Origin of the sequence: Mycolicibacterium sp. TUM20985 (assembly GCF_030295745.1) — a bacterium.
In the GTDB taxonomy this organism is placed as follows: Bacteria; Actinomycetota; Actinomycetes; order Mycobacteriales; family Mycobacteriaceae; genus Mycobacterium.
In genome coordinates this window covers 3,776,680-3,796,364 of record NZ_AP027291.1, presented here as the reverse complement: position 1 = coordinate 3,796,364, position 19,685 = coordinate 3,776,680, and the positions used below count along the sequence as shown (strand labels likewise).

Annotated in this window: 14 protein-coding genes; 11 read left to right on the top strand and 3 right to left on the bottom strand. The window is 69.1% G+C overall.

Annotated features, from left to right (window positions below):
- Window positions 1-32: 32 nt before the first annotated feature.
- From QUE68_RS18625 to QUE68_RS18600, 6 genes are all read left to right on the top strand, one after another.
- Window positions 33-1,349 (top strand): ammonium transporter, encoded by a 1,317-nt coding sequence (locus tag QUE68_RS18625; RefSeq protein ID WP_284231091.1) that lies wholly within the window; start codon window positions 33-35, stop codon window positions 1,347-1,349.
- A 51-nt stretch (window positions 1,350-1,400) separates the two neighbouring features.
- Entirely contained in the window at window positions 1,401-1,739 is a 339-nt protein-coding gene (locus tag QUE68_RS18620) for a P-II family nitrogen regulator (RefSeq protein WP_284227624.1), read from the top strand.
- 78 nt (window positions 1,740-1,817) lie between these two features.
- Complete coding sequence (locus tag QUE68_RS18615) at window positions 1,818-4,346, top strand: [protein-PII] uridylyltransferase (protein WP_284227623.1); 2,529 nt, start codon at window positions 1,818-1,820, stop codon at window positions 4,344-4,346.
- 64 nt (window positions 4,347-4,410) lie between these two features.
- Window positions 4,411-5,976: a signal recognition particle protein gene (ffh, locus tag QUE68_RS18610; protein WP_284227622.1), complete on the top strand. Its 1,566-nt coding sequence runs from the start codon at window positions 4,411-4,413 to the stop codon at window positions 5,974-5,976.
- 2 nt (window positions 5,977-5,978) lie between these two features.
- A complete protein-coding gene (locus QUE68_RS18605) occupies window positions 5,979-7,046 on the top strand; it encodes an amidohydrolase family protein (protein WP_284227621.1) in 1,068 nt (355 codons plus the stop codon).
- A 153-nt stretch (window positions 7,047-7,199) separates the two neighbouring features.
- Window positions 7,200-8,009, top strand: coding sequence for a sulfotransferase family protein (locus QUE68_RS18600; protein WP_284227619.1), 810 nt, complete (start codon window positions 7,200-7,202; stop codon window positions 8,007-8,009).
- Window positions 8,010-8,068: 59 nt separating this feature from the next.
- Here the strand turns inward: QUE68_RS18600 and QUE68_RS18595 are convergent, their stop codons facing one another.
- The gene (locus QUE68_RS18595; protein ID WP_286274231.1) at window positions 8,069-11,278 is read right to left on the bottom strand and encodes a hypothetical protein; all 3,210 of its coding nucleotides are present in this window, start codon (window positions 11,276-11,278) and stop codon (window positions 8,069-8,071) included.
- A gap of 61 nt (window positions 11,279-11,339) precedes the next feature.
- Here QUE68_RS18595 and QUE68_RS18590 point away from each other — a divergent pair, with 61 nt between their 5' ends.
- Entirely contained in the window at window positions 11,340-11,516 is a 177-nt protein-coding gene (locus tag QUE68_RS18590; RefSeq protein WP_284227617.1) for a hypothetical protein, read from the top strand.
- A 768-nt stretch (window positions 11,517-12,284) separates the two neighbouring features.
- On the opposite strand, the gene QUE68_RS18585 is transcribed toward QUE68_RS18590, so the two are convergent.
- Window positions 12,285-13,127, bottom strand: coding sequence for a D-alanyl-D-alanine carboxypeptidase family protein (locus QUE68_RS18585; protein ID WP_454786278.1), 843 nt, complete (start codon window positions 13,125-13,127; stop codon window positions 12,285-12,287).
- 75 nt (window positions 13,128-13,202) lie between these two features.
- Entirely contained in the window at window positions 13,203-14,075 is an 873-nt protein-coding gene (locus QUE68_RS18580) for a D-alanyl-D-alanine carboxypeptidase family protein (RefSeq protein ID WP_284227615.1), read from the bottom strand.
- A 148-nt stretch (window positions 14,076-14,223) separates the two neighbouring features.
- Between QUE68_RS18580 and QUE68_RS18575 the strand changes: the two genes are divergently transcribed.
- The 4 genes from QUE68_RS18575 to QUE68_RS18560 all read left to right on the top strand — a co-directional run bounded on the left by QUE68_RS18575 (window position 14,224) and on the right by QUE68_RS18560 (window position 19,523).
- The gene (locus QUE68_RS18575; protein WP_284227614.1) at window positions 14,224-16,035 is read left to right on the top strand and encodes an N-acetylglutaminylglutamine amidotransferase; all 1,812 of its coding nucleotides are present in this window, start codon (window positions 14,224-14,226) and stop codon (window positions 16,033-16,035) included.
- Between the two features lie 5 nt (window positions 16,036-16,040).
- Entirely contained in the window at window positions 16,041-17,747 is a 1,707-nt protein-coding gene (gene ngg / locus QUE68_RS18570; RefSeq protein ID WP_284227613.1) for an N-acetylglutaminylglutamine synthetase, read from the top strand.
- Between the two features lie 84 nt (window positions 17,748-17,831).
- Window positions 17,832-19,049, top strand: a complete 1,218-nt coding sequence (locus tag QUE68_RS18565) for an osmoprotectant NAGGN system M42 family peptidase (protein ID WP_284231085.1) — start codon at window positions 17,832-17,834, stop codon at window positions 19,047-19,049.
- A 39-nt stretch (window positions 19,050-19,088) separates the two neighbouring features.
- Window positions 19,089-19,523, top strand: a complete 435-nt coding sequence (locus QUE68_RS18560) for a nuclear transport factor 2 family protein (RefSeq protein ID WP_284227612.1) — start codon at window positions 19,089-19,091, stop codon at window positions 19,521-19,523.
- Window positions 19,524-19,685 lie beyond the last annotated feature (162 nt).

Sequence of the window (19,685 nt, the reverse complement as noted above, 5' to 3'; positions counted from 1 at the left end):
GGAGGAAACTGGGAGTGGACGGATTTCCGATAATGGGTGCGCCGGACACCGGCGACACGGCATGGATGTTGGCTAGCGCCGCACTCGTGCTGCTGATGACCCCTGGACTGGCCTTCTTCTACGGCGGCATGGTTCGCGCCAAGGGCGTCCTCAACATGCTGATGATGAGCATCAGTTCCATGGGTGTCGTCACCGTGTTGTGGGTGCTCTACGGCTACTCGATGGCGTTCGGCAACGACAAGTTCAACTTCTTCGGTGATCCGACGCAGTACTTCGGGCTCAAGGGGATCATCGGCGGAAATGCCGCGGAGGCGATCGTCGCCGATCCCAGTGCGGGCGTCGAGGCTGCCGACGCGATCACCATTCCGCTTGCCGGGACGATCCCGATGTCGGTCTTCGTCGCCTTCCAGCTCATGTTCGCGATCATCACCGTGGCCCTGATCTCGGGTGCGGTCGCCGATCGTCTGAAGTTCGGTGGCTGGCTGCTGTTCTCGGGTCTGTGGGTCACGGTCGTCTACTTCCCGGTGGCGCACTGGGTGTTCGCCTTCGACGGCTTCACCGGTGAGAAGGGCGGCTGGATCGCCAACCAACTCGCCGCGGTCGACTTCGCGGGTGGTACTGCCGTGCACATCAACGCCGGTACCGCCGGCTTGGTGTTGGCCATCATCCTCGGCAAGCGCCGAGGCTGGCCCGGCGCGCCGATGCGTCCGCACAACCTGCCGTTCGTGATGCTCGGTGCGGGTCTGCTGTGGTTTGGCTGGTACGGGTTCAACGCCGGATCTGCCGTTGGCTCAGGCGGTTTGGCCGGTGCCACCTTCGTCACGACGACGGTCGCCACCGCCGCCGCGATGCTGGCCTGGCTACTCACGGAGAAGATCCGTGACGGCCACGCCACCTCGCTCGGTGCTGCGTCGGGCATCGTGGCCGGCCTGGTCGCCATCACGCCGTCGTGCTCGTCGGTGAATGTGGTTGGCGCACTGGTGATCGGCGTCGTGGCCGGCGTGCTCTGCGCGCTGGCGGTCGGGCTGAAGTTCAAGCTCGGCTTCGACGACTCGCTCGACGTCGTCGGCGTCCACCTGGTCGGCGGCATCATCGGCACGCTGCTGGTAGGCCTGGTCGCCGCGCCCGAGGCGGGTGCCGGTGTGGCGGGACTGTTCTATGGCGGCGGAGTCGACCAGCTGTGGAGGCAGGCGGTCGGAGCCGGTGCGGTGCTGCTGTACTCGGCAATCGGCACGGCCGTGGTGGCCTACATCGTCAAGTTCACCGTCGGTCTGCGGCTGGACGAAGAGGAAGAGGCCAACGGCATCGACGAAGCCGAGCATGCGGAAACGGCTTATGAACTCGCGTGATCGGGAAGTATTGATAGGGGCGTTGGGAATGACCCGGAAGGAACTGACCACATGAAGCTGATCACTGCGATCGTCAAGCCGTTCACCTTGGAGGACGTCAAGACGGGTCTCGAACAGGCGGGCATCCTCGGGATGACCGTCAGCGAGGTGCAGGGCTATGGCAGGCAGAAGGGCCACACCGAGGTCTACCGTGGTGCGGAGTACTCCGTCGACTTCGTCCCCAAGGTGCGGGTCGAGGTGCTGGTGGACGAGTCCGCCGTCGACAAGGTGGTCGACGTCATCGTCCAGGCCGCCCGCACCGGCAAGATCGGTGACGGCAAGGTGTGGGTCAGCCCCGTCGACACCGTGGTCCGCGTGCGGACCGGCGAACGGGGAAGCGACGCCATCTGATGCAGAAGTGATCTAAGCGTCGTCTCCCGGACGCGCACCGAGGACCATTTCGATCGCACGTCCGGGGAGGACACCGAGATGACGAAGCAGACACCAGATCCCGCCGACGAGCGCTCGCGCGAGGAGATGACGACCGCCGACGGGGCCTCTCGATGGGAGGCCCCGCCGGCGGGTTCGTCGCGTCCGGCGAAGGATCTGGCCACCGCGGCCGAACAACTCCTCACCGGCGGGGCGAAGCTCGACTCCGCCGCGTTGCGCAACGCGTTGCTCGATCTGCACGAATTCTGGCTCACCACCAAGGCCACCGAGATCGGCATCACCGCCACCAGCGGGTTCGCCATCGTCGCGACCGGCGGTCTGGGCCGCGGCGAACTGCTGCCCTATTCCGACCTGGATCTCACCCTCGTCCACGACGAGATGCCCCGCGACGTCGTGTCACAGGTGGCCGAGCTGCTGTGGTATCCGTTGTGGGACGCCAACATTCACATCGATCACAGCGTTCGCACGGTACCCGAGGCGCTCAAGGTCGCCGGTGAGGACATCTCCGCGGGCCTGGCCATGCTCGACGCCCGACACATCGCCGGTGACGCCGACCTCTCGGCTCTGCTGGTGGGCGGCGCCCGTCGCCAGTGGCGTACCGGTATCGCGCCTCGCTTCCCCGAGCTCGTCGACCACACCCGCGCGCGCTGGGAGCGCAGCGGTCAGATCGCGCACCGCGCCGAACCCGACCTGAAGAACGGCCGAGGCGGGTTGCGCGACGTACAGCTGCTCAACGCGCTGGCCATCGCGCAGCTGGCCGACGCCTACCCGAGCCGGTCTCTGGCCTCGCCCACCGGATCGCTGGGCGACGCCCACCTCGCGCTGCTCAACGTGCGCACCGAACTGCACCGGGTCTCACGCCGCGGCAGGGAGATGCTGTTGGCGCAGTACGCCGACGAGATCGGCGCGTCCCTGCACATCGGTGACCGGTTCGATCTCGCACGCATGCTCAGCGATGCCGCGCGCACCATCAGCTACTACGTCGACGCGGGTATCCGCACCGCGTCGAATGCGTTGCCGCGTAGGGGATTGTCCGCGCTGCGGCGTCCCGTGCGACGGCCCGTCGACGAGGGTGTCATCGAGTACGGCGGTGAGGTCATGCTGGCCCGCGACGCCCGCCCCGAACGGGACTCTGGCCTGATCCTGCGGGTCGCTGCTGCCTCGGCCACGAACGGATTGCCGATGTCGGCGTCCACCCTCAGTCGACTGGCCGAGACGGCGCCCGAACTCCGCACGCCGTGGCCGCGTCAAGCGCTCAAGGACCTGTTGGTGATGCTGGCGGCCGGTCCCGCCACGGTCGCCACCGTGGAGGCCTTGGATCGGACCGGCCTGTGGGGCAGGCTATTCCCCGAATGGGGTGCCGTTCGGGACCTCCCGCCGCGAGACGTCATCCACACCTGGACCGTCGACCGGCATCTCGTCGAAACCGTCTCGCGCGCAAGCGCCTTCACCACCCGGGTCTCGCGCCCGGATCTCCTCGTCCTCGGGGCCCTGACGCACGACATCGGCAAGGGGCGGGGCGGCGACCACAGCGTCATCGGCGCCGATCTGGCGACTCAGATCGGCACCAGGCTGGGCCTGTGGCCGACCGACGTCGCCCTGCTGTCCAAGATCGTGCGGTACCACCTGCTTCTGCCGGACACGGCGACGCGCCGGGATCTGCAGGACCCCAAGATCATCTCCGCCGTCGTAGACGCGCTCGACGGTGACCTGGTGCTGCTCGAGTTGCTTCACGCACTGGCGGAGGCCGATTCGTTGGCGACCGGACCGGGGGTGTGGGGTGACTGGAAGGCCTCGCTCATCGGTGATCTGGTCCGTCGCTGCAGGATGGTGATGGCGGGAGAGCCCCTGCCGCAGCCGGATCCGGTTGAGCCACGACATCTTTCGCTGGCCGCGGACCGCGGAGTGCACGTCGAGTTGGTGGCCGGTGACAGCCCGCACATCTTCAACGTCACGATGATCGCCCTCGATCGCCGTGGGCTCCTGTCCAAGGCGGCCGGCGTCTTGGCGCTGAATTCGCTGCGGGTGCACTCGGCGTCGGTCAACATTCACGACGGCGTCGCGATCAACACGTTCGCGGTGTCACCACACTTCGGCTCCCCGCCGGCCGCCGAACTGTTGCGGGAACAGTTCGGGCTGGCGCTGTCGGGCGACCTCGACGTCATCGGAGCGCTGGAACGACGGGACCGCGATGCCGCCGCGACGAACACGACACGGGCCGGGGACATACCGGACGCCGTGCCGATCAACGCCCCGCCGCCACCCCGCGTCCTGTGGTTCGACGGCACGTCCCCTGGCGAGTTCGTCGTGCAGATCCGCAGCACCGACCGCGCGGGGCTGCTGGCCCGACTGACGGCGGCGATCGAGCGGGACGGGGTCGACATCGCCTGGGCGAAGGTGACCACGCTGGGCTCGTCGGTCGTGGACGCCTTCGGCCTCGTGGTGCCCTCGTTGATCGACGACGCGGTGACGGCGGATCACGCGGAGGCGCGCCGGGAACTCGAGCGCGACCTGTTCGCGGTGCTCCCCACTCCGCCTCCGCCGAAGGCCGTACCGGAGGCCAGCTGACGGCGAACGTCCACGACGTGTGACCGCACCGCCGTCGACCGACGCCGACCGCTAGGCTAACCACGTGTTCGAATCGCTTTCCGACCGATTGACCGGGGCCTTAACCGGCCTGCGTGGCAAGGGTCGGCTCACCGACGCCGACATCGACGCCACCGCGCGCGAAATCCGGCTGGCCCTCCTCGAGGCCGACGTCTCGCTGGTCGTCGTGCGCGCCTTCATCACCCGAATCAAGGACCGCGCCAAGGGCGCCGAGGTCTCCGGTGCCCTGAACCCGGCCCAGCAGGTCGTCAAGATCGTCAACGATGAGCTGGTTGGCATCCTCGGCGGTGAGACCAGGACGATCCGCTACGCCAAGACGCCGCCGACAGTCGTCATGCTGGCAGGCCTGCAGGGTTCCGGTAAGACCACCCTGGCCGGCAAGCTCGCCAAGTGGTTCAGAGACCAGGGGCACACCCCGCTGCTGGTCGCCTGCGACCTCCAGCGTCCGGGCGCGGTCAACCAGCTGCAGATCGTCGGTGAACGTGCGGGCGTGCAGGTGTTCGCACCGCACGGCGGCACGGTGGAGGGCTCCGACGACTCCGCCCCGGGCGACCCCGTCGCGGTCGCCACCGCCGGTCTCGCAGAGGCCAAGACCAAGCACTACGACGTCGTGATCGTCGACACCGCCGGCCGCCTCGGCATCGACGAGGAGTTGATGAACCAGGCGGCGGCGATCCGGGACGCGGTGGACCCCGACGAGGTGCTGTTCGTCCTGGACTCGATGATCGGCCAGGACGCCGTGATGACCGCGGAGGCATTCCGCGAGGGCGTCGGTTTCACCGGCGTCGTGCTGACCAAGCTCGACGGCGATGCCCGCGGTGGTGCTGCGCTGTCGGTGCGCGAGATCACGGGCGTGCCGATCCTCTTCGCCTCCGACGGCGAGAAGCTCGACGACTTCGACGTCTTCCATCCCGACCGGATGGCCAGCCGCATCCTCGGCATGGGTGACGTGCTGACCCTCATCGAGCAGGCCGAACAGGTCTTCGACGCCGAGAAGGCCGAGGAAGCCGCGGCCAAGATCGGCAGCGGCGAACTCACGCTGGAGGACTTCCTCGAGCAGATGCTGATGATCCGCAAGATGGGTCCGATCGGCAACCTGCTTGGCATGCTGCCCGGCGCCGGCCAGATGAAGGATGCGCTGGCCGCCGTCGACGACACCCAGCTCGACCGCGTCCAGGCCATCATCCGGGGCATGACGCCCGCCGAGCGCGCAGACCCGAAGATCATCAACGCCTCGCGACGGCTGCGCATCGCGAACGGTTCGGGTGTCGCAGTGGCGGAGGTGAATTCCCTCGTCGACCGGTTCTTCGATGCCCGCAAGATGATGTCGCAGATGGCCGGACAAATGGGAATGCCGTTCGCCCGCAAGGGTTCCTCGCGCAAGGCGGCCAAGGGCAAGAACAAGCAGGCAGGCAAGAAGAAGGGCGGCCGGGGTCCGACGCAGCCGAAGGCGCCCAATCCGCTCGGTGTCGGCGGCGGTATGCCCGCCGGCTTCCCCGACCTGTCCAACATGCCGAAGGGGCTCGACGAGCTACCGCCGGGCCTGGCCAACTTCGACCTGTCCAAGCTGAAGTTTCCCGGCCAGAAGTAAACGTGCGTCTGCACGTTCGGGGACGCGGCCTGCCCGATGGCGAGCCGGTCGAGTGGTGGATCGCCCACGGTGTGCTCAGCGCCGAGCCGATCGCCAACGCGGACAACGTCTTCGACGGCGGTTGGATCATCCCAGGGCTGGTCGACGCGCATTGCCACGTCGGCCTCGGGCGGGACGGACCGACTGAGTTCGACGTGGCCGTCACGCAGGCCGAGACCGAACGGGAGGCCGGCGCCCTGCTGTTGCGCGATGCCGGTTCGCCCGTCGACACACGCAGCCTCGACGACCGGGAGGATTTGCCCCGCATCATCCGCGCCGGCCGCCACTTGGCGCGGCCGAGGCGCTACCTCCCGCGCGTACCGATCGACATCGAGGACGAGTCGCAACTGCCCCTCGCGGTCGCTGAGCAGGCCCGTCGGGGTGACGGCTGGGTGAAGCTGGTGGGGGACTGGATCGACAGGGGCGTCGGCGATCTCACTCCGCTGTGGTCCGACGCCGTCCTGGTCGACGCCATCGCGGCGGCGCACGTCGAAGGCGCCCGGGTGACCGCCCACGTGTTCGGCGAGGACGCCTTGCCCGGTCTGATCAAGGCGGGCATCGATTGCATCGAGCACGGCACCGGGATCACCGACGACGTCATCGAGATGATGCTCGAGCACGGCACCGCGCTGGTGCCGACGCTGATCAACATCGAGAACTTTCCCGGCATTGCCGACGCGGCGGCCAAGTATCCGACCTATGCCACGCACATGCGGGACCTCTACGCCTCCTGCGCGCAGCGGGTCGGCGCCGCCCACGACGCGGGTGTGCCCATCTATGCCGGGACCGACGCGGGCGGCATGATCGCCCACGGCCGGATCGCCGACGAGGTCGAGGCGCTCAAGACCGTTGGCATGAGTCCGACGGCGGCGCTCGGCGCGGCGTGCTGGGACGCCAGGGCATGGCTGGGCAGACCGGCGCTGGAGCACGGGGCCTCGGCCGATCTGGTCTGCTACGCCGAGGATCCGCGTGGCGGCGCCGGGGTGGTCGGCCATCCGAGTCTGGTCATGTTGCGCGGCCGCGTCTTCTAGCCCCACTTCCCCCCGCCGAGCAGACGCAAAGGTGCGCTCACACCCGGCGTGTCGTGCACTTTGCGTCTGGTCGCAAGAGAGGGGGAGACGCCAACCAGCTCGGCTAACGTATGACCCCGGTGCCCCCCGGGCAACCCCAAACGAGGAGCGCCCATGGCAACTCAGCACTTCATCTCGGGCCTACCTCGCTCGGGTTCAACGCTGTTGGCTGCGCTGCTCCGGCAGAACCCACGCTTCGAGGCTGGGATGTCGGGTCCGTTGGCCGGCCTCTTCGGCGCGTTGCTCGGCCAGATGAGCGCGGGTCACGAGTACTCGGTGTTCATCGACGACGCCAAGCGCGAGCGCATCCTCCGGGGGTTGTTCGACAGTTTCTACGCCGAGACGGACGCCGAGGTCATCTTCGACACCAATCGCGGGTGGTGTGCGTGGATGCCTGCGATCGCGCACCTCTTCCCGGATGCCAAGGTGATCGCCTGCGTGCGCGATCTGCCGTGGGTGATCGACAGCATCGAACGACTGATCCAACGCAACGTCTTCAGCCCGTCCTCCATCTTCAACTACAGCGCGGGGGGCACCGTCTACACCCGTGCCAATGTCGTTGCGGGACAAGATGGAATGGTAGGCGGGCCCTACGACGCTCTCAAGCAGGCCTGCTACGGCGCGCAGCGGGATCGGCTGCTCCTCGTGCAGTACGAGACCCTGACCACCGATCCAGCCGCGACGATGAGCGCGATCTACGACTTCCTCGACGAGGCGCCGTTCGAGCACGACTTCGACCACGTGGAGTACGACGTCACCGATTTCGACAGGCGCGCGGGCACGCCGGGACTGCACACTGTCGGCAAGCGCGTCACGGCGTCCACGCGTGCGACGTTGCTGCCGCCGGACCTGTTCGAGCGCTTCGCCAACGACGCCTTCTGGCGCGACCGGCAGAGGATGCCCGAGGGTCTCCGAATCGTGTGAGTCCCAACCGGTAGCCGTGCCGCCACCGACGTGATCGATGGCGGCACGGCTCGGAACCGCTAGGGGCCGTTGGATCCCGCCACGCCGTTGGTGCCGGGATCACCGGGAGGCGTGCCGCCGCCACCGAGCCGGCCGAGGCCCGCACCACCGACGGCGCCCACGGTGCCCACCGCGCCCGCCGGTCCGTTTCCAGAAGGCTGGCCCAGGAATTTGTTGCCGTAGCCACCGGGCCCTCCGGCACCCAGGTTGCCGCCCTTCGCCCCGTTGCCGCCGTTGCCGCCGTCACCACCGGGGCCGGACAACGAGTTTCCGCCGTACCCACCCCACCCGCCGGACCCGCCGGACCCGCCGTTACCTCCGGCTCCGCCGCTGCCACCGAAGCCCGCCGACGTTCCGAACGCACCGCCGTAACCACCGGTGCCACCGTTGCCGCCCGTGCCGGCCGCGCCGCCGACGTTGGCGTTCCCGCCGGTGCCACCCGCGCCGGCCGGACCGGAAACGGAGTTGCCGCCGGCGCCACCGAATCCGCCGCTGCCCCCGCGGCCGCCGCTGCCGCCATCTCCGCCGCCACCGGCTCGGAGGGGTCCGGGATCCTTGAGCTGGCCGCCGAACCCGCCGCCGCCGCCGTTACCGCCGATACCGCCGACGCCTCCTGCTCCGCCGGCGCCGCCGCTACCGGATCCCGACGCAACGCCTCCGGCACCGCCGTCGCCACCGCCCGAGGCGTAACCACCGTCTCCACCGTCGTTGCCGAAGCCGGCGAACTCGTTGCTGACGCCGCCGCTACCGCCGAACCCGCCGGCACCACCGTTGGCACCGGCTCCGCCGGCGCCACCCGCTCCGCCGGTGCCGTTTCCAAGAGCCGCGCCGCCCGAGCCGCCGCGACCGGCCAAGCCGGCGCTGCCGCCGCGGGCGGCTGCGCCTCCCGAGCCGGCGCTGGTGCCGTAGACACCCGAGTCGCTACCGCCGAGCTCACCGTTGCCACCCTTTCCACCGGCGCCCGCCGCCCCGGCGTTGCCGCCGACGCCGCCGTTGCCGTTGCCCAGGGCCGCGCCGCCGGCACCACCGTTCCCGCCGAATCCTCCGCCGCCGCCGTACCCACCGGCGCCGCCGCCGCCGGCACGGTTGTCGCCGGTGGGATTGCCATCGACGAAGGGCTGACTTCCGTTCTGGCCGCCGAAGCCGCCGTTCCCGCCGCTCGCTCCGACTCCGCCGAACCCGCCGACGCCGCCGGCTCCGCCGTTGCCCGAGCCCAGGGCCGCGCCGCCGGCGCCGCCGCTGCCGCCGCTGCCTGCGAAGCCGCCCTCGCCACCCCTGCCTCCGCGCTCGCCGGACTCGAGGAAACCGCCCGACTCGCCGTTGCCGCCACCGCCACCGTTGCCTCCGCTGGCCCCGTTGCCGCCTGCGCCACCGCTGCCGCCGTTGCCCGACGTCGATCCGCCGGACCCGCCGGCTCCACCGTTGCCGCCGTCTGTACCAAACGTGCCGAAACCGCCTGCGCCGCCGGGGCCGTTGGCGTCGCCGCCACGACCACCCGCGGTGCCCGCGACGCCGTTGCCGCCTGCCCCACCGATGCCGCCGTTGCCGACCGACCCGCCGTTGCCGCCGGCCCCGCCAACGCCACCGTCGTCAGTAGGCAAGATTGCGTCAGGGCCCCTGCCGCCGTTGCCTCCGTTGCCCCCGCTGGTCACCGCGGCACCGGCCGCGCCCATGCCGCCCGCGTTGCCGCTGCCGAGGAGGCCGCCGTCGCCTGCTAGGCCGCCCAGGCCGCCCGCGCCGACCTCTCCGGGATTGCCGCCGTCGCCGCCGGCACCACTCGCGAAGGTGAAGAAGCCGAAGGCTCCGTCGCCGCCGTCACCGGGTGCGCCGGCGTTACCGCCCGCCCCGCCCGTGCCGCCGTTCCCGTTGCGGCCTGACTGGCCTGAACCACCGGCGGCGATGCCGCCCCCTGCGCCGCCGATGCCGCCGGTCCCGCCGGTGCCGCCGTCACCGCCGTCCGTGCCGTCCACCCCATCGGGTGAAGTGCCGAAGATTCCGTCGGCGCCGTCGAAGCCGCGACCGGCGTTGCCGCCACGACCACCCTGACCGCCAACGCCGCCGTCGCCGCCCTCGCCGGAGATGGATCCCCCGAGGCCGCCGGCGCCGCCAGTGCCGCCTACTCCACCGGCGATGCCGGCGCCGCCGGGGAGGGTCGCGGAAGTGCTGTTGTCGCCGTTGGAACCGGTGAGCCCGGTACCGCCAGCGCCGCCGTCTCCACCGTTGCCCCTGTTGCCACCGTTGCCGCCGCGGCCCCCGTTCCCGACGACGATCGCAGGCGTAACCGGGCTATAACCGTTGCCGCCGTTCCCTCCGTTGCCCCCGCCGGTGACTGGCGTTCCCGCCAAACCGACGTTGCCTGCCAGCGTGGTGGTGCTGCGTCCACCGCCGACTCCACCGACCGCGGCGGCACCGGCGGTACCGGTGTTCCCGCCCGCGCCGCCTGCTCCGCCGTCAGGTGTGGTGCCGTCGCCAGCTGCCCCGGCTCCGCCGGACCCGGCCGACCCCGCGTTGCCTCCGGTTCCGGCGTCGCCGCCGCGGCCATCGGCGCCGGCGTTGCCGATCAGCAGTGACCCACTGCCACCGGCGCCGCCGGCCCCGCCTTGACTCGCGGCTCCGCCGTCGCCGCCGTTGCCGCCGACCTGCCCGGCGCCGCCCGGGGTGGTGGCTGCTGCTCCGTCGACACCGTTGCCGCCCAGCCCGCCGAGGGCGCCGACACCACCGGCGCCGCCGGCGCCGCCGTTACCGAACAGCAGGCCACCGTTGCCACCGTCACCGCCGGCCCCGCCCGTGACGGCGGCAGTACCGCTGGTGCCCGATTCACCGGGGGCGACACCGTTGATGCCGTCGGTGCCCGGGGTTCCCGCCGCGCCGGCCCCGCCGGCCGCACCGGTTCCGAGCAGCAGGCCGGCGTTGCCGCCGCGTCCGCCTGCACCCTGGTTGATGCCGGCCACCCCGGCGCCGCCTGCGCCGCCGTTACCGGCCACCAAGACGGAGCCGCCGTTGCCGCCTCGGAAGCCGCTGCCGCCGATACCAAACAGAAGACCGCCGTTGCCGCCAGCGCATGCCACGCCGCTCGCGCAGGTGGCATCGGTATAACTGAAGCCGGCGCCGAAGAGCAGTCCCGCGTTGGGATTGGCCGCGGTGCCGTTGCTGATGAACAACGCGAAGGCGCTCCCGAGCAGGGCGCCGAGATCCGGCAGAGCCGCTGGAGGCGCGGGTGCAACGGCCATCGGGGCGATCTTGGTCACCGGTGCAGCGGTCGTACGAGCGAACGACTGCACGTTCGGCTTGATGATCGTTTGGCTGGGTGAATCCGAGACGCCACTGGTCGAAGGCTGTGGGTCGGGCGACGGCGCCGAGGCAGAAGCCGATGATCCTTGGTTCGAGACGCTGCTGACGCTGGTGATTGGCCGGGTGCTCGAGGCGACCGCGTCATGTTGCGCGGCACCGTCCTCACCAGCCGTGTGACTCGATCGGGGACGCTGTCCGGGAGAGGTGGGGGTGGACGTAGTGGAACCCGAAGTGCCCGATGGCGGGGTGGACGGCGTAGACGAAGTGCCGCCCTCGCCGTCGGCCGTGTCGCTCGCACCGTTCGCCGAACCGGATGTGGTCGTGGCGCCGTGATCGTTGGAGGACGATGCTTCCGAACCGTCGGACGTACCGGTGCTTCCTGCGTTCGTCTTCGACGCCGAGGATGACCCGCCGTCCGAGCCCGTCGGTTCGGCCTGCGCCAGTCCTGCGCTGGCGATGAGGGCCGCACCCAATCCCAGTGTGACCGCTCCAGCACCCAGCCAGTTCGACACCGGCAAGACGCGATGGTCACCACCGTCGCGCCGGTGCGTCCTCGGTGTGCCGCTGCGATGCTTCCCAGCCATGGGATTCCCCTTGATTCGAGTTGGTTGCCGAGGCGCAGCATGACCAACGCATCAGGGCGTCGTCTTTGCTGAAATGACAGGTGTCGTGGCGAATCTATCTGAAGAGGCTGCGTTTTATGTGGACCTTCGTGTTAACAGCGCGAATTTCAGCCATGTGCCGTGAATTTGCAGTACGTGCGTCTCCAGTTCACGTCTGAATGCAGTAGTGGATCGCCACATTGCAGCAAAGACGCACCCCGTCGGAGGTCGGACCAGTAGTGAGCTCGTGCGCGACCGCCGGGGTGATCGGCAATCCGAGGGTGGTCATGTTGCGTGGCCGCTAGTGCCCTCCCATGCGAGAGGGGAGCGGGCGGGGCGGAACCTAGGCCGGCTGGCCGAAACCCCAGTCGAACAAGTTGATCGCCTGCCCGTAGAGATCGCCGCTGCCGTACATCAACACCACCAGCAGCCGCCGCCCATTGCGCTGTGCGGCAGTGACCATCGTCTTACGTGCGAGGTCGGTGTATCCGGTCTTGCCCGCGAAGTCGCCGGGGTAGCGCTCGAGCAGCTCGTTCTGCGCCTGGAGGGTCTTGCCCGGGAATTGCGCCGTCGGAGACTGGAAGATCTGCGCGATCAGCGGATACTTCAGTGCCTCGCGATAGATCAGCGCGAGATCGTACGGGGTGGTGACGGTTTCCCAGCCGGGCCCGTCGAGCCCGGAGGGGGAGTTCGCGCGGGTGCTGCGCGCGCCGAGCGACTGCGCCTTTGCGTTCATCGCGGCCACCGCCGCCCGCTGGCCACCAAGCATGTCGGCGAGCATGTTCGCGGCGTCGTTCCCCGACACCATCAGCAGCCCCGAGAGCAGCTGGGTGGTGGTGTAGACCTGACCGGGCACCAGCCCAACGCACGAACACTCGACCCTGGTGTGGCTCTGGTTGGCCCTCGCGAACGAATTCGGGTTGAGGTGGTCGAGCACGACCATCGCCAACAGTGGCTTGATGGTGCTAGCCGGCGCGCGCGCCGTCGTGGGGTCGCGGCTGCCGACCACCCGGCCGCTGTCGAGGTCGGCGACCAGCCACGCTGCGGCCGGGCCATCCGGTGGGGCGGCGACCGTACCCACGGGTTCGCCTCCCGGCTGGGCCACAGCCGCCGGCGCGATGGCGAGGATCAGGGTCGTGACGAGGGCGAGCGCAGGGAACGTCAGCGCCGCGATGGGTCTTCGCACGACGCGAGCGTAGGGAGCTCGTGACTCGGCCAGCGCGCGATCAGGTCTCCATCTGGTGTCGGAAGTCCGGGTGCGCTACAGCGCGGCGATCCCCATTGCGCGGTCCTGCGCGAAACCCCAGTCCAGAAGGCCGGTGGCCTGGTCCCAATAGGTAGGTCCACCCTCGACGACCAGGCCGTACATCATGGCGACCACCAGCCGTCGACCGTCACGCTGCGCGGCTCCGACGAAGGTCTTGCGGGCCGGGTCGGTGAAGCCGGTCTTGCCGCCGAGCATGCCCGGATAGCGCATCAGCATCTCGTCCTGATTGATCAACGTCACCGGCCCTGCCTCGCCGGGGAACGGCGCGGTGGGGGATGACGTGATGGCCGAGAACACGGGGTTGGCCAGCGCGGCGCGGAAGATGACGGCGAGGTCGTGCGGTGTGGTGTAACCGTCGATACCGGGCCCGTTCAGCCCCGACGGCGACCCGGCCCGCGTACCGGTAGCCCCCAGCGCGGCGGCCTTGACGTTCATCTTGGCGACCGCGATGTCAGTGCCGCCGAGCATGTGAGCCAGGGTGTTGGCCGCGTCGTTGCCCGACACCAGCAGCAGCCCATCGAGGAGTTCCTGCGTCGTATAGGTACGGCCCGCCTCGACCCCAGCGCAGTTGCACTCCGTCTTGGCGTCCGCCTCGTCGGCCACGACGGTGGCGTCCAGCGGCAACTCGTCGAGGACCACCAGCGCGAGGAGGACCTTGATCGTGCTGGCGGGCGGATGGGTGACGTACTCATCGCGGCCAGCAAGAATCTGGCCGGTATCCAGGTCGGCGACGATCCACGCGGGCGCGGGCCCATTCGGAATCGCTGCGGTGCCGACCTGGCGGACGCCGGAGTCCGCCCACCCGGCCGGTGAACCCACCAGGAGCGCCACGAGGGACACGGCGATGGCGCCGACGAGCCTGACCATGGAGGGTGAGCCTACCCATCCGGCGGGTGGCCCGGGCCACCCCCGGGGTTTGGCTCGCCCGGAAAGGGGCTACCCGGCGCCAGGCTCACAACGTCGTGCCCTGGCCACGGCCACGCCAACGCTGACACCACCGAGGGAGTCGATCACCATGTGCGGCATTGCCGGCGAAATCGCTCGAGGACGCCCCGCTGATCTCGGGGCCGTCGGCGCGATGACGAACTGCATGGTCCCGCGCGGTCCCGACGGCGGCGGCGCATGGGCGAACGGCGCAGTGGCGTTCGGCCACCGCAGGCTCGCGATCATCGACCTGTCGAGCAGCGGTCACCAGCCGATGCACGACCCGGAAATGGGGCTGACGGTCGCCTTCAACGGCTGCATCTACAACTACCCGGAGCTCCGCCAGCAGTTGCTGGGCCTGGGCTACCGCTTCTTCTCGCACAGTGACACCGAGGTCATCCTCAAGGGGTACCGCGAGTGGGGCGAACGGGTGGTCGACCACCTCAAGGGGATGTTCGCGTTCGCGGTGGCCGAGACCACCACCGGACGTGTCGTCCTGGCCCGCGACCGGTTGGGCGTCAAACCGCTCTACTGGTGCGACGTGAACGACGGTGGTGGCACGGGTGCGCTGCGCTTCGCCTCGTCACTTCCGGCATTGGTCGCCGCAGGCGGGGTGGACACCGACCTGGATCCCGTTGCGCTGCATCACTACCTGAGCTTCCACTCGGTGGTGCCTGCGCCGCGGACGATCCTCAAGGGCGTCCGAAAGCTGGAGCCCGGCACCATCATGCGCATCGAGGCCGACGGCACCAGGACCACGGAGACGTACTGGGCGCCGGAGTTCGAGCGTTCCGCCGAGCGGGCCGACTGGTCCGAAGCGGACTGGCAGGACGCGATCCTGACGTCGCTGCGCACCGCCGTGGAGCGTCGTCTCGTCGCCGACGTGCCCGTCGGGTGCCTGCTATCGGGCGGTCTGGACTCCAGCCTGATCGTCGGACTGCTCGCCGAGGCGGGACAGCATGGGCTGCAGACCTTTTCGATCGGCTTCGAGGCGGTGGGCGGCGAAGAGGGTGACGAGTTCAAGTACTCCGACGTCATCGCCCGGCACTACGGCACCGACCATCACCAGATCCGCATCGACACCGCCAGGATGCTTCCGGCGCTGACGGACACCATCGGCGCCATGAGCGAGCCCATGGTGAGCCATGACTGCGTCGCGTTCTACCTGCTGTCCCAGGAGGTCAGCAAGCACGTGAAGGTGGTGCAGTCCGGGCAGGGCGCCGACGAGATCTTCGCGGGTTACCACTGGTACCCGCCGATGGCCCACGCCGCCGACGGTGACCCGCGCGATGCGCTCGCACGGTACCGCGCCGCGTTCTTCGACCGCGACCACGACGGGGTCAACCGGCTTCTGCAGCCCCAGTGGCAGCTCGGCAGCGACGTCGCCGAGGAGTTCGTGCTCGGCCACTTCTCGGCGCCCGGCGCCGCGACCGCGACCGACCGGGCCCTGCGGCTGGACACCACGGTGATGCTGGTGGACGACCCGGTGAAGCGCGTCGATAACATGACCATGGCCTGGGGACTGGAGGGTCGGGTGCCCTTCCTCGATCACGAACTCGTCGAGTTGGCCGCCACCTGCCCTCCCGAGTTGAAGACGGCGTACGACGGCAAGGGTGTCCTGAAGGAGGCGGCGCGCAAGGTCATCCCGCACGAGGTCATCGACCGGCCGAAGGGGTACTTCCCCGTCCCCGCGCTCAAGCATCTGCAGGGGCCCTACCTCGATCTCGTCAGGGACGCCTTGCTCAGCTCCGCCGCCCGTGACCGGGGCCTGTTCGCACCGGCCGCCGTCGACGGGCTCCTGGCCGAGCCCAACGGCAACCTCACGCCACTGCGGGGAAATCCGTTGTGGCAGATCGGCCTACTGGAACTGTGGCTCGGCCGCCACGTCGACGGGGTCAAGTGATCGCCGTGGACGCAGTCGATGACGTGCAGGTCGGCGTGGCCCAGGATCTCGGCTGGGGGCGCCTGGTCTTCGGTCAGACCTACGACGATTGGGAGGACTTCGGCAACGCGTTGCGTGCCGAGGCGAGCGGACGTCGCGACATCGGCATGTACCTCGACGCGGAGCACGTCTTCGTCGCCCTGCATCCGCAGGAGTTCTTCATCGATCCGAGCTTCACCTATCGGATCGACCTGACCGAGCCGCTGGGCTACGACCCGTCACCGGTGCCCGGCCTCTCGGTGCGCTCGGTGGTCGACCTCACCGACTGTGCGGCGATCAACCACATCTACCTGCAGTGCCGCATGGTCCCGGCGGACGTCGACCTGATGTGGAACAACAGCCAGTCTCAGCCGCACATGGTGTACCTGGTGGTCACCGACGACGCGACCGGCGCCGTCGTCGGCACGGTGACCGGGATCGACCACGCCCAACTGTTCGGCGACGAGGAGAACGGGTCCAGTCTGTGGTGTCTGGCCGTGGATCCCACGCTGTCGCGGCCCGGCGTCGGGGGACTGCTCGTCCGCTCCCTGATCGACGAGTTCATCCGGCGCGGCCGCGCTCAGATGGACCTGTCGGTGCTTCACGACAACGAAGGCGCCATCGCGCTGTACGAACGCATGGGCTTCGCCAGGGTGCCCGTCCTGGGGATCAAGCGCAAGAACGCGATCAACGAGAAGCTCTTCGCTCCGGCCAAGTCCGAAGACGAACTCTCCCAACTCAATCCGTATGCCCGCATCATCGCCGACGAGGCCATCATGCGCGGCATCGCGGTGCAGGTGCTCGACGCCAAGGGCGGCTATCTGAAGCTGACTCACGGCGGGACCAGCGTCGTCACCCGCGAGTCGCTTTCCGAGCTGACCAACGCCGTCGCCATGAGCCGTTGCGATGACAAGCGGGTGGCCCGCAGGGTGGTCGCCGAAGCGGGCATCCGGGTGCCGCAGGGGCGCACCGCCACCTTCACCGACGAAGACCACGAATTCCTCCAGAGCGTGGGCTCGGTGGTGGTGAAGCCGGCCCGTGGCGAACAGGGTGCCGGCATCACCGTGGGCGTCACCCGTCCCGAGGATCTCGATCGCGCGCTCGAACTGGCGGCCGCGCACAACCCCGACGTCCTGATCGAAGAGCTCTGCGAGGGCGAGGATCTGCGCGTCGTGGTCATCAACGGCAAGGTCATCGCCGCCGCCCTGCGCCGTCCCCCGGAGGTCGTCGGAAGCGGCGATCACACCATCCGCCACCTCATCGAGGCGCAGAGCCGCCGGCGCGCCGCAGCCACGCACGGCGAGTCCACCATTCCGGTCGACGATCTCACCGTGGACACGGTGCGCGAGGCGGGCTGGGACATCGACGACGTGCTGCCCCTCAACGACCGTCTGATCGTCCGGCGTACCGCGAACCTGCACACCGGCGGAACCATTCGCGACGTCACCGACGACCTGAATCCGGTCCTGGCGAAGGTCGCCGTCGAGGCGGCGGATGCGATCGGGATCCCGGTCACCGGTATCGACCTGATCGTGCCGTCGGTGGAGGGTGAGGACTACGCCTTCATCGAAGCCAACGAACGTCCCGGGCTGGCGAACCACGAACCTCGTCCTACCGCACAGGCATTCGTCGATCTGCTCTTCCCGCGCACGGCAGCGACGCCATGGGCGTGGCAGCCCACCCCCGTCGAGTGAGACGGAGCCGCACTAGGCTCCCCGTCGACGATTCTTAGAACCGGAAAGGCAATCTTGACCGACCTCGCGCCCTCCGCCGCCCGGATGCCCACCGACGACCGCAGCTGGATGGTGGACACCTTGCTCGCCCTGCTGCAGACACCGAGTCCCTCCGGCCGGACCGATGCGGTGATGCAGTTGATCGGCGGCATCTTCGACGAACTCGGCGTGCCGTTCACGTTGACCCGCCGTGGCGCGCTGACCGCCGAGCTCCCCGGCAAGTCAACCACCACCGACCGCGCGATCGTGGTCCACGCCGACACGATCGGCTGCATGGTGCGCGAGCTGAAGGACAACGGCCGGCTCGAGCTGATCCCGGTGGGTACGTTCTCGGCGCGGTTCGCCGCGGGCGCGCGGGTGCGCATCTTCACCGACGACATGGAGGAGTTCTTCACCGGAACGGTCATGCCGCTCAAGGCGTCGGGACACGCCTTCGGCGACGAGATCGACACGCAGCCAACGGATTGGGAGCATGTCGAGGTTCGCGTGGACCGAAACGTATCCAGCCGCGATGACCTGGTCGCACTGGGCTTCAACGTCGGTGACTTCGTCGCGTTCATCACCAGCCCCGAACTCACCGAAGACGGCTTCATCGTCTCGCGCCATCTGGACGGCAAGGCGGGTGTCGCGGTCGCTCTGGCGTTGGCCCGCAACGTGATGCAGCAGCAGGTGGTGCTGCCGCATCGCACGACGATCATGGTGACCATCACCGAGGAGGTCGGCCACGGCGCCAGTAGCGGGCTGCCCGCGGACGTCGCCGAGTTGGTGTCGGTCGACAACGCCGTGTGCGCCCCTGGGCAGCATTCGCTCGAGCACGGCGTGACCATTCCGATGGCCGATCTGCACGGCCCCTTCGACTATCACCTGACCCGCAACCTGTTGCGCTTGGCCAAGGAACGGGGCATCGCCCACGCCCGCGACATCTTCCGCTTCTATCGCTCCGACGCGGCGGCCGCCATCGAGGCCGGCGCCAACACGCGCGCTGCGCTGGTCGCCTTCGGGCTCGACGGCAGCCACGGCTGGGAGCGCAGCCACCTCGATTCGCTGGAGGCGTGCTATCTGCTCCTCGAGAGTTGGCTGAGTACCCCCCTGACGTTCGCCCAGTGGGACGCCAAACCGTCGGGCAAGCTCCGCGACTTCCCGTCGTCGAAGCAGCCCGCGCCCACCGACCAGTGGGTGCCCCTGTCCCGCGGCGACTTCACCGAGCCGGGTGACGTGTCGCCGGGAGAGCACTGGCCCCCGTCGGAGGGGCCGCAGGCCTAAAGGGATGTCTCCGCTCAGCCGAGGTGTTTGAATGCAGCGATGCTGAGTCTGGAAGAGATCTCCGACCGCCTGGAAATTCAACAGCTCCTCGTCGACTACTCGACCGCGATCGACACCCGCCGCTTCGACGACCTCGACCTGGTCTTCACCCCCGACGCCTACATCGACTATCGAGAGCTCGGCGGTATCGACGGCACGTTCCCCGACGTCAAGAAGTGGCTGGCGGAGGTGCTGCCGAACTTCCCGGCGTACTCACACCTGATCGGCAACTTCGACGTCAAAATCATCCGCGATGCCGCCGTGGACACCGCTAGGTCGCGCATCCTGTGCTTCAACCCGATGAAGCTCAACGACGCCGCCGACGGTCAGATCATGTTCTGCGGACTCTGGTACGACGACGAGTTCATCCGCACCGCCGAAGGCTGGCGGATCACCCGCCGCGTCGAGGCGAAGTGCTTCGACAAGATCGTCTGATTCGTCACCTGCAGTTCGGCGATTTCCTTCCTCGTACCTGGCTCTGGCACAATTGGCGGCTGTCTACCGCACGACTCCGGCTGTGCGGCGGTCACACGCGCAAGGCAAGACCGGACCGGGCAACCCGCTCGCGTCGCTGAATTGCAAGCGCGGCAAGCACAG

Excerpts from the sequence above, each read along its gene's own strand:
- QUE68_RS18620 (WP_284227624.1), top strand. The coding sequence starts at position 1,401 with ATGAAGCTGATCACTGCGATCGTCAAGCCGTTCACCTTGGAGGACGTC.
- QUE68_RS18565 (WP_284231085.1), top strand. The coding sequence starts at position 17,832 with ATGCCCACCGACGACCGCAGCTGGATGGTGGACACCTTGCTCGCCCTG.
- QUE68_RS18590 (WP_284227617.1), top strand. The coding sequence starts at position 11,340 with ATGATCGTTTGGCTGGGTGAATCCGAGACGCCACTGGTCGAAGGCTGT.
- QUE68_RS18625 (WP_284231091.1), top strand. The coding sequence starts at position 33 with ATGGGTGCGCCGGACACCGGCGACACGGCATGGATGTTGGCTAGCGCC.
- QUE68_RS18600 (WP_284227619.1), top strand. The coding sequence starts at position 7,200 with ATGGCAACTCAGCACTTCATCTCGGGCCTACCTCGCTCGGGTTCAACG.
- QUE68_RS18580 (WP_284227615.1), bottom strand. The coding sequence starts at position 14,075 with ATGGTCAGGCTCGTCGGCGCCATCGCCGTGTCCCTCGTGGCGCTCCTG.
- QUE68_RS18575 (WP_284227614.1), top strand. The coding sequence starts at position 14,224 with ATGTGCGGCATTGCCGGCGAAATCGCTCGAGGACGCCCCGCTGATCTC.
- QUE68_RS18560 (WP_284227612.1), top strand. The coding sequence starts at position 19,089 with ATGCTGAGTCTGGAAGAGATCTCCGACCGCCTGGAAATTCAACAGCTC.
- QUE68_RS18615 (WP_284227623.1), top strand. The coding sequence starts at position 1,818 with ATGACGAAGCAGACACCAGATCCCGCCGACGAGCGCTCGCGCGAGGAG.
- QUE68_RS18595 (WP_286274231.1), bottom strand. The coding sequence starts at position 11,278 with ATGGCCGTTGCACCCGCGCCTCCAGCGGCTCTGCCGGATCTCGGCGCC.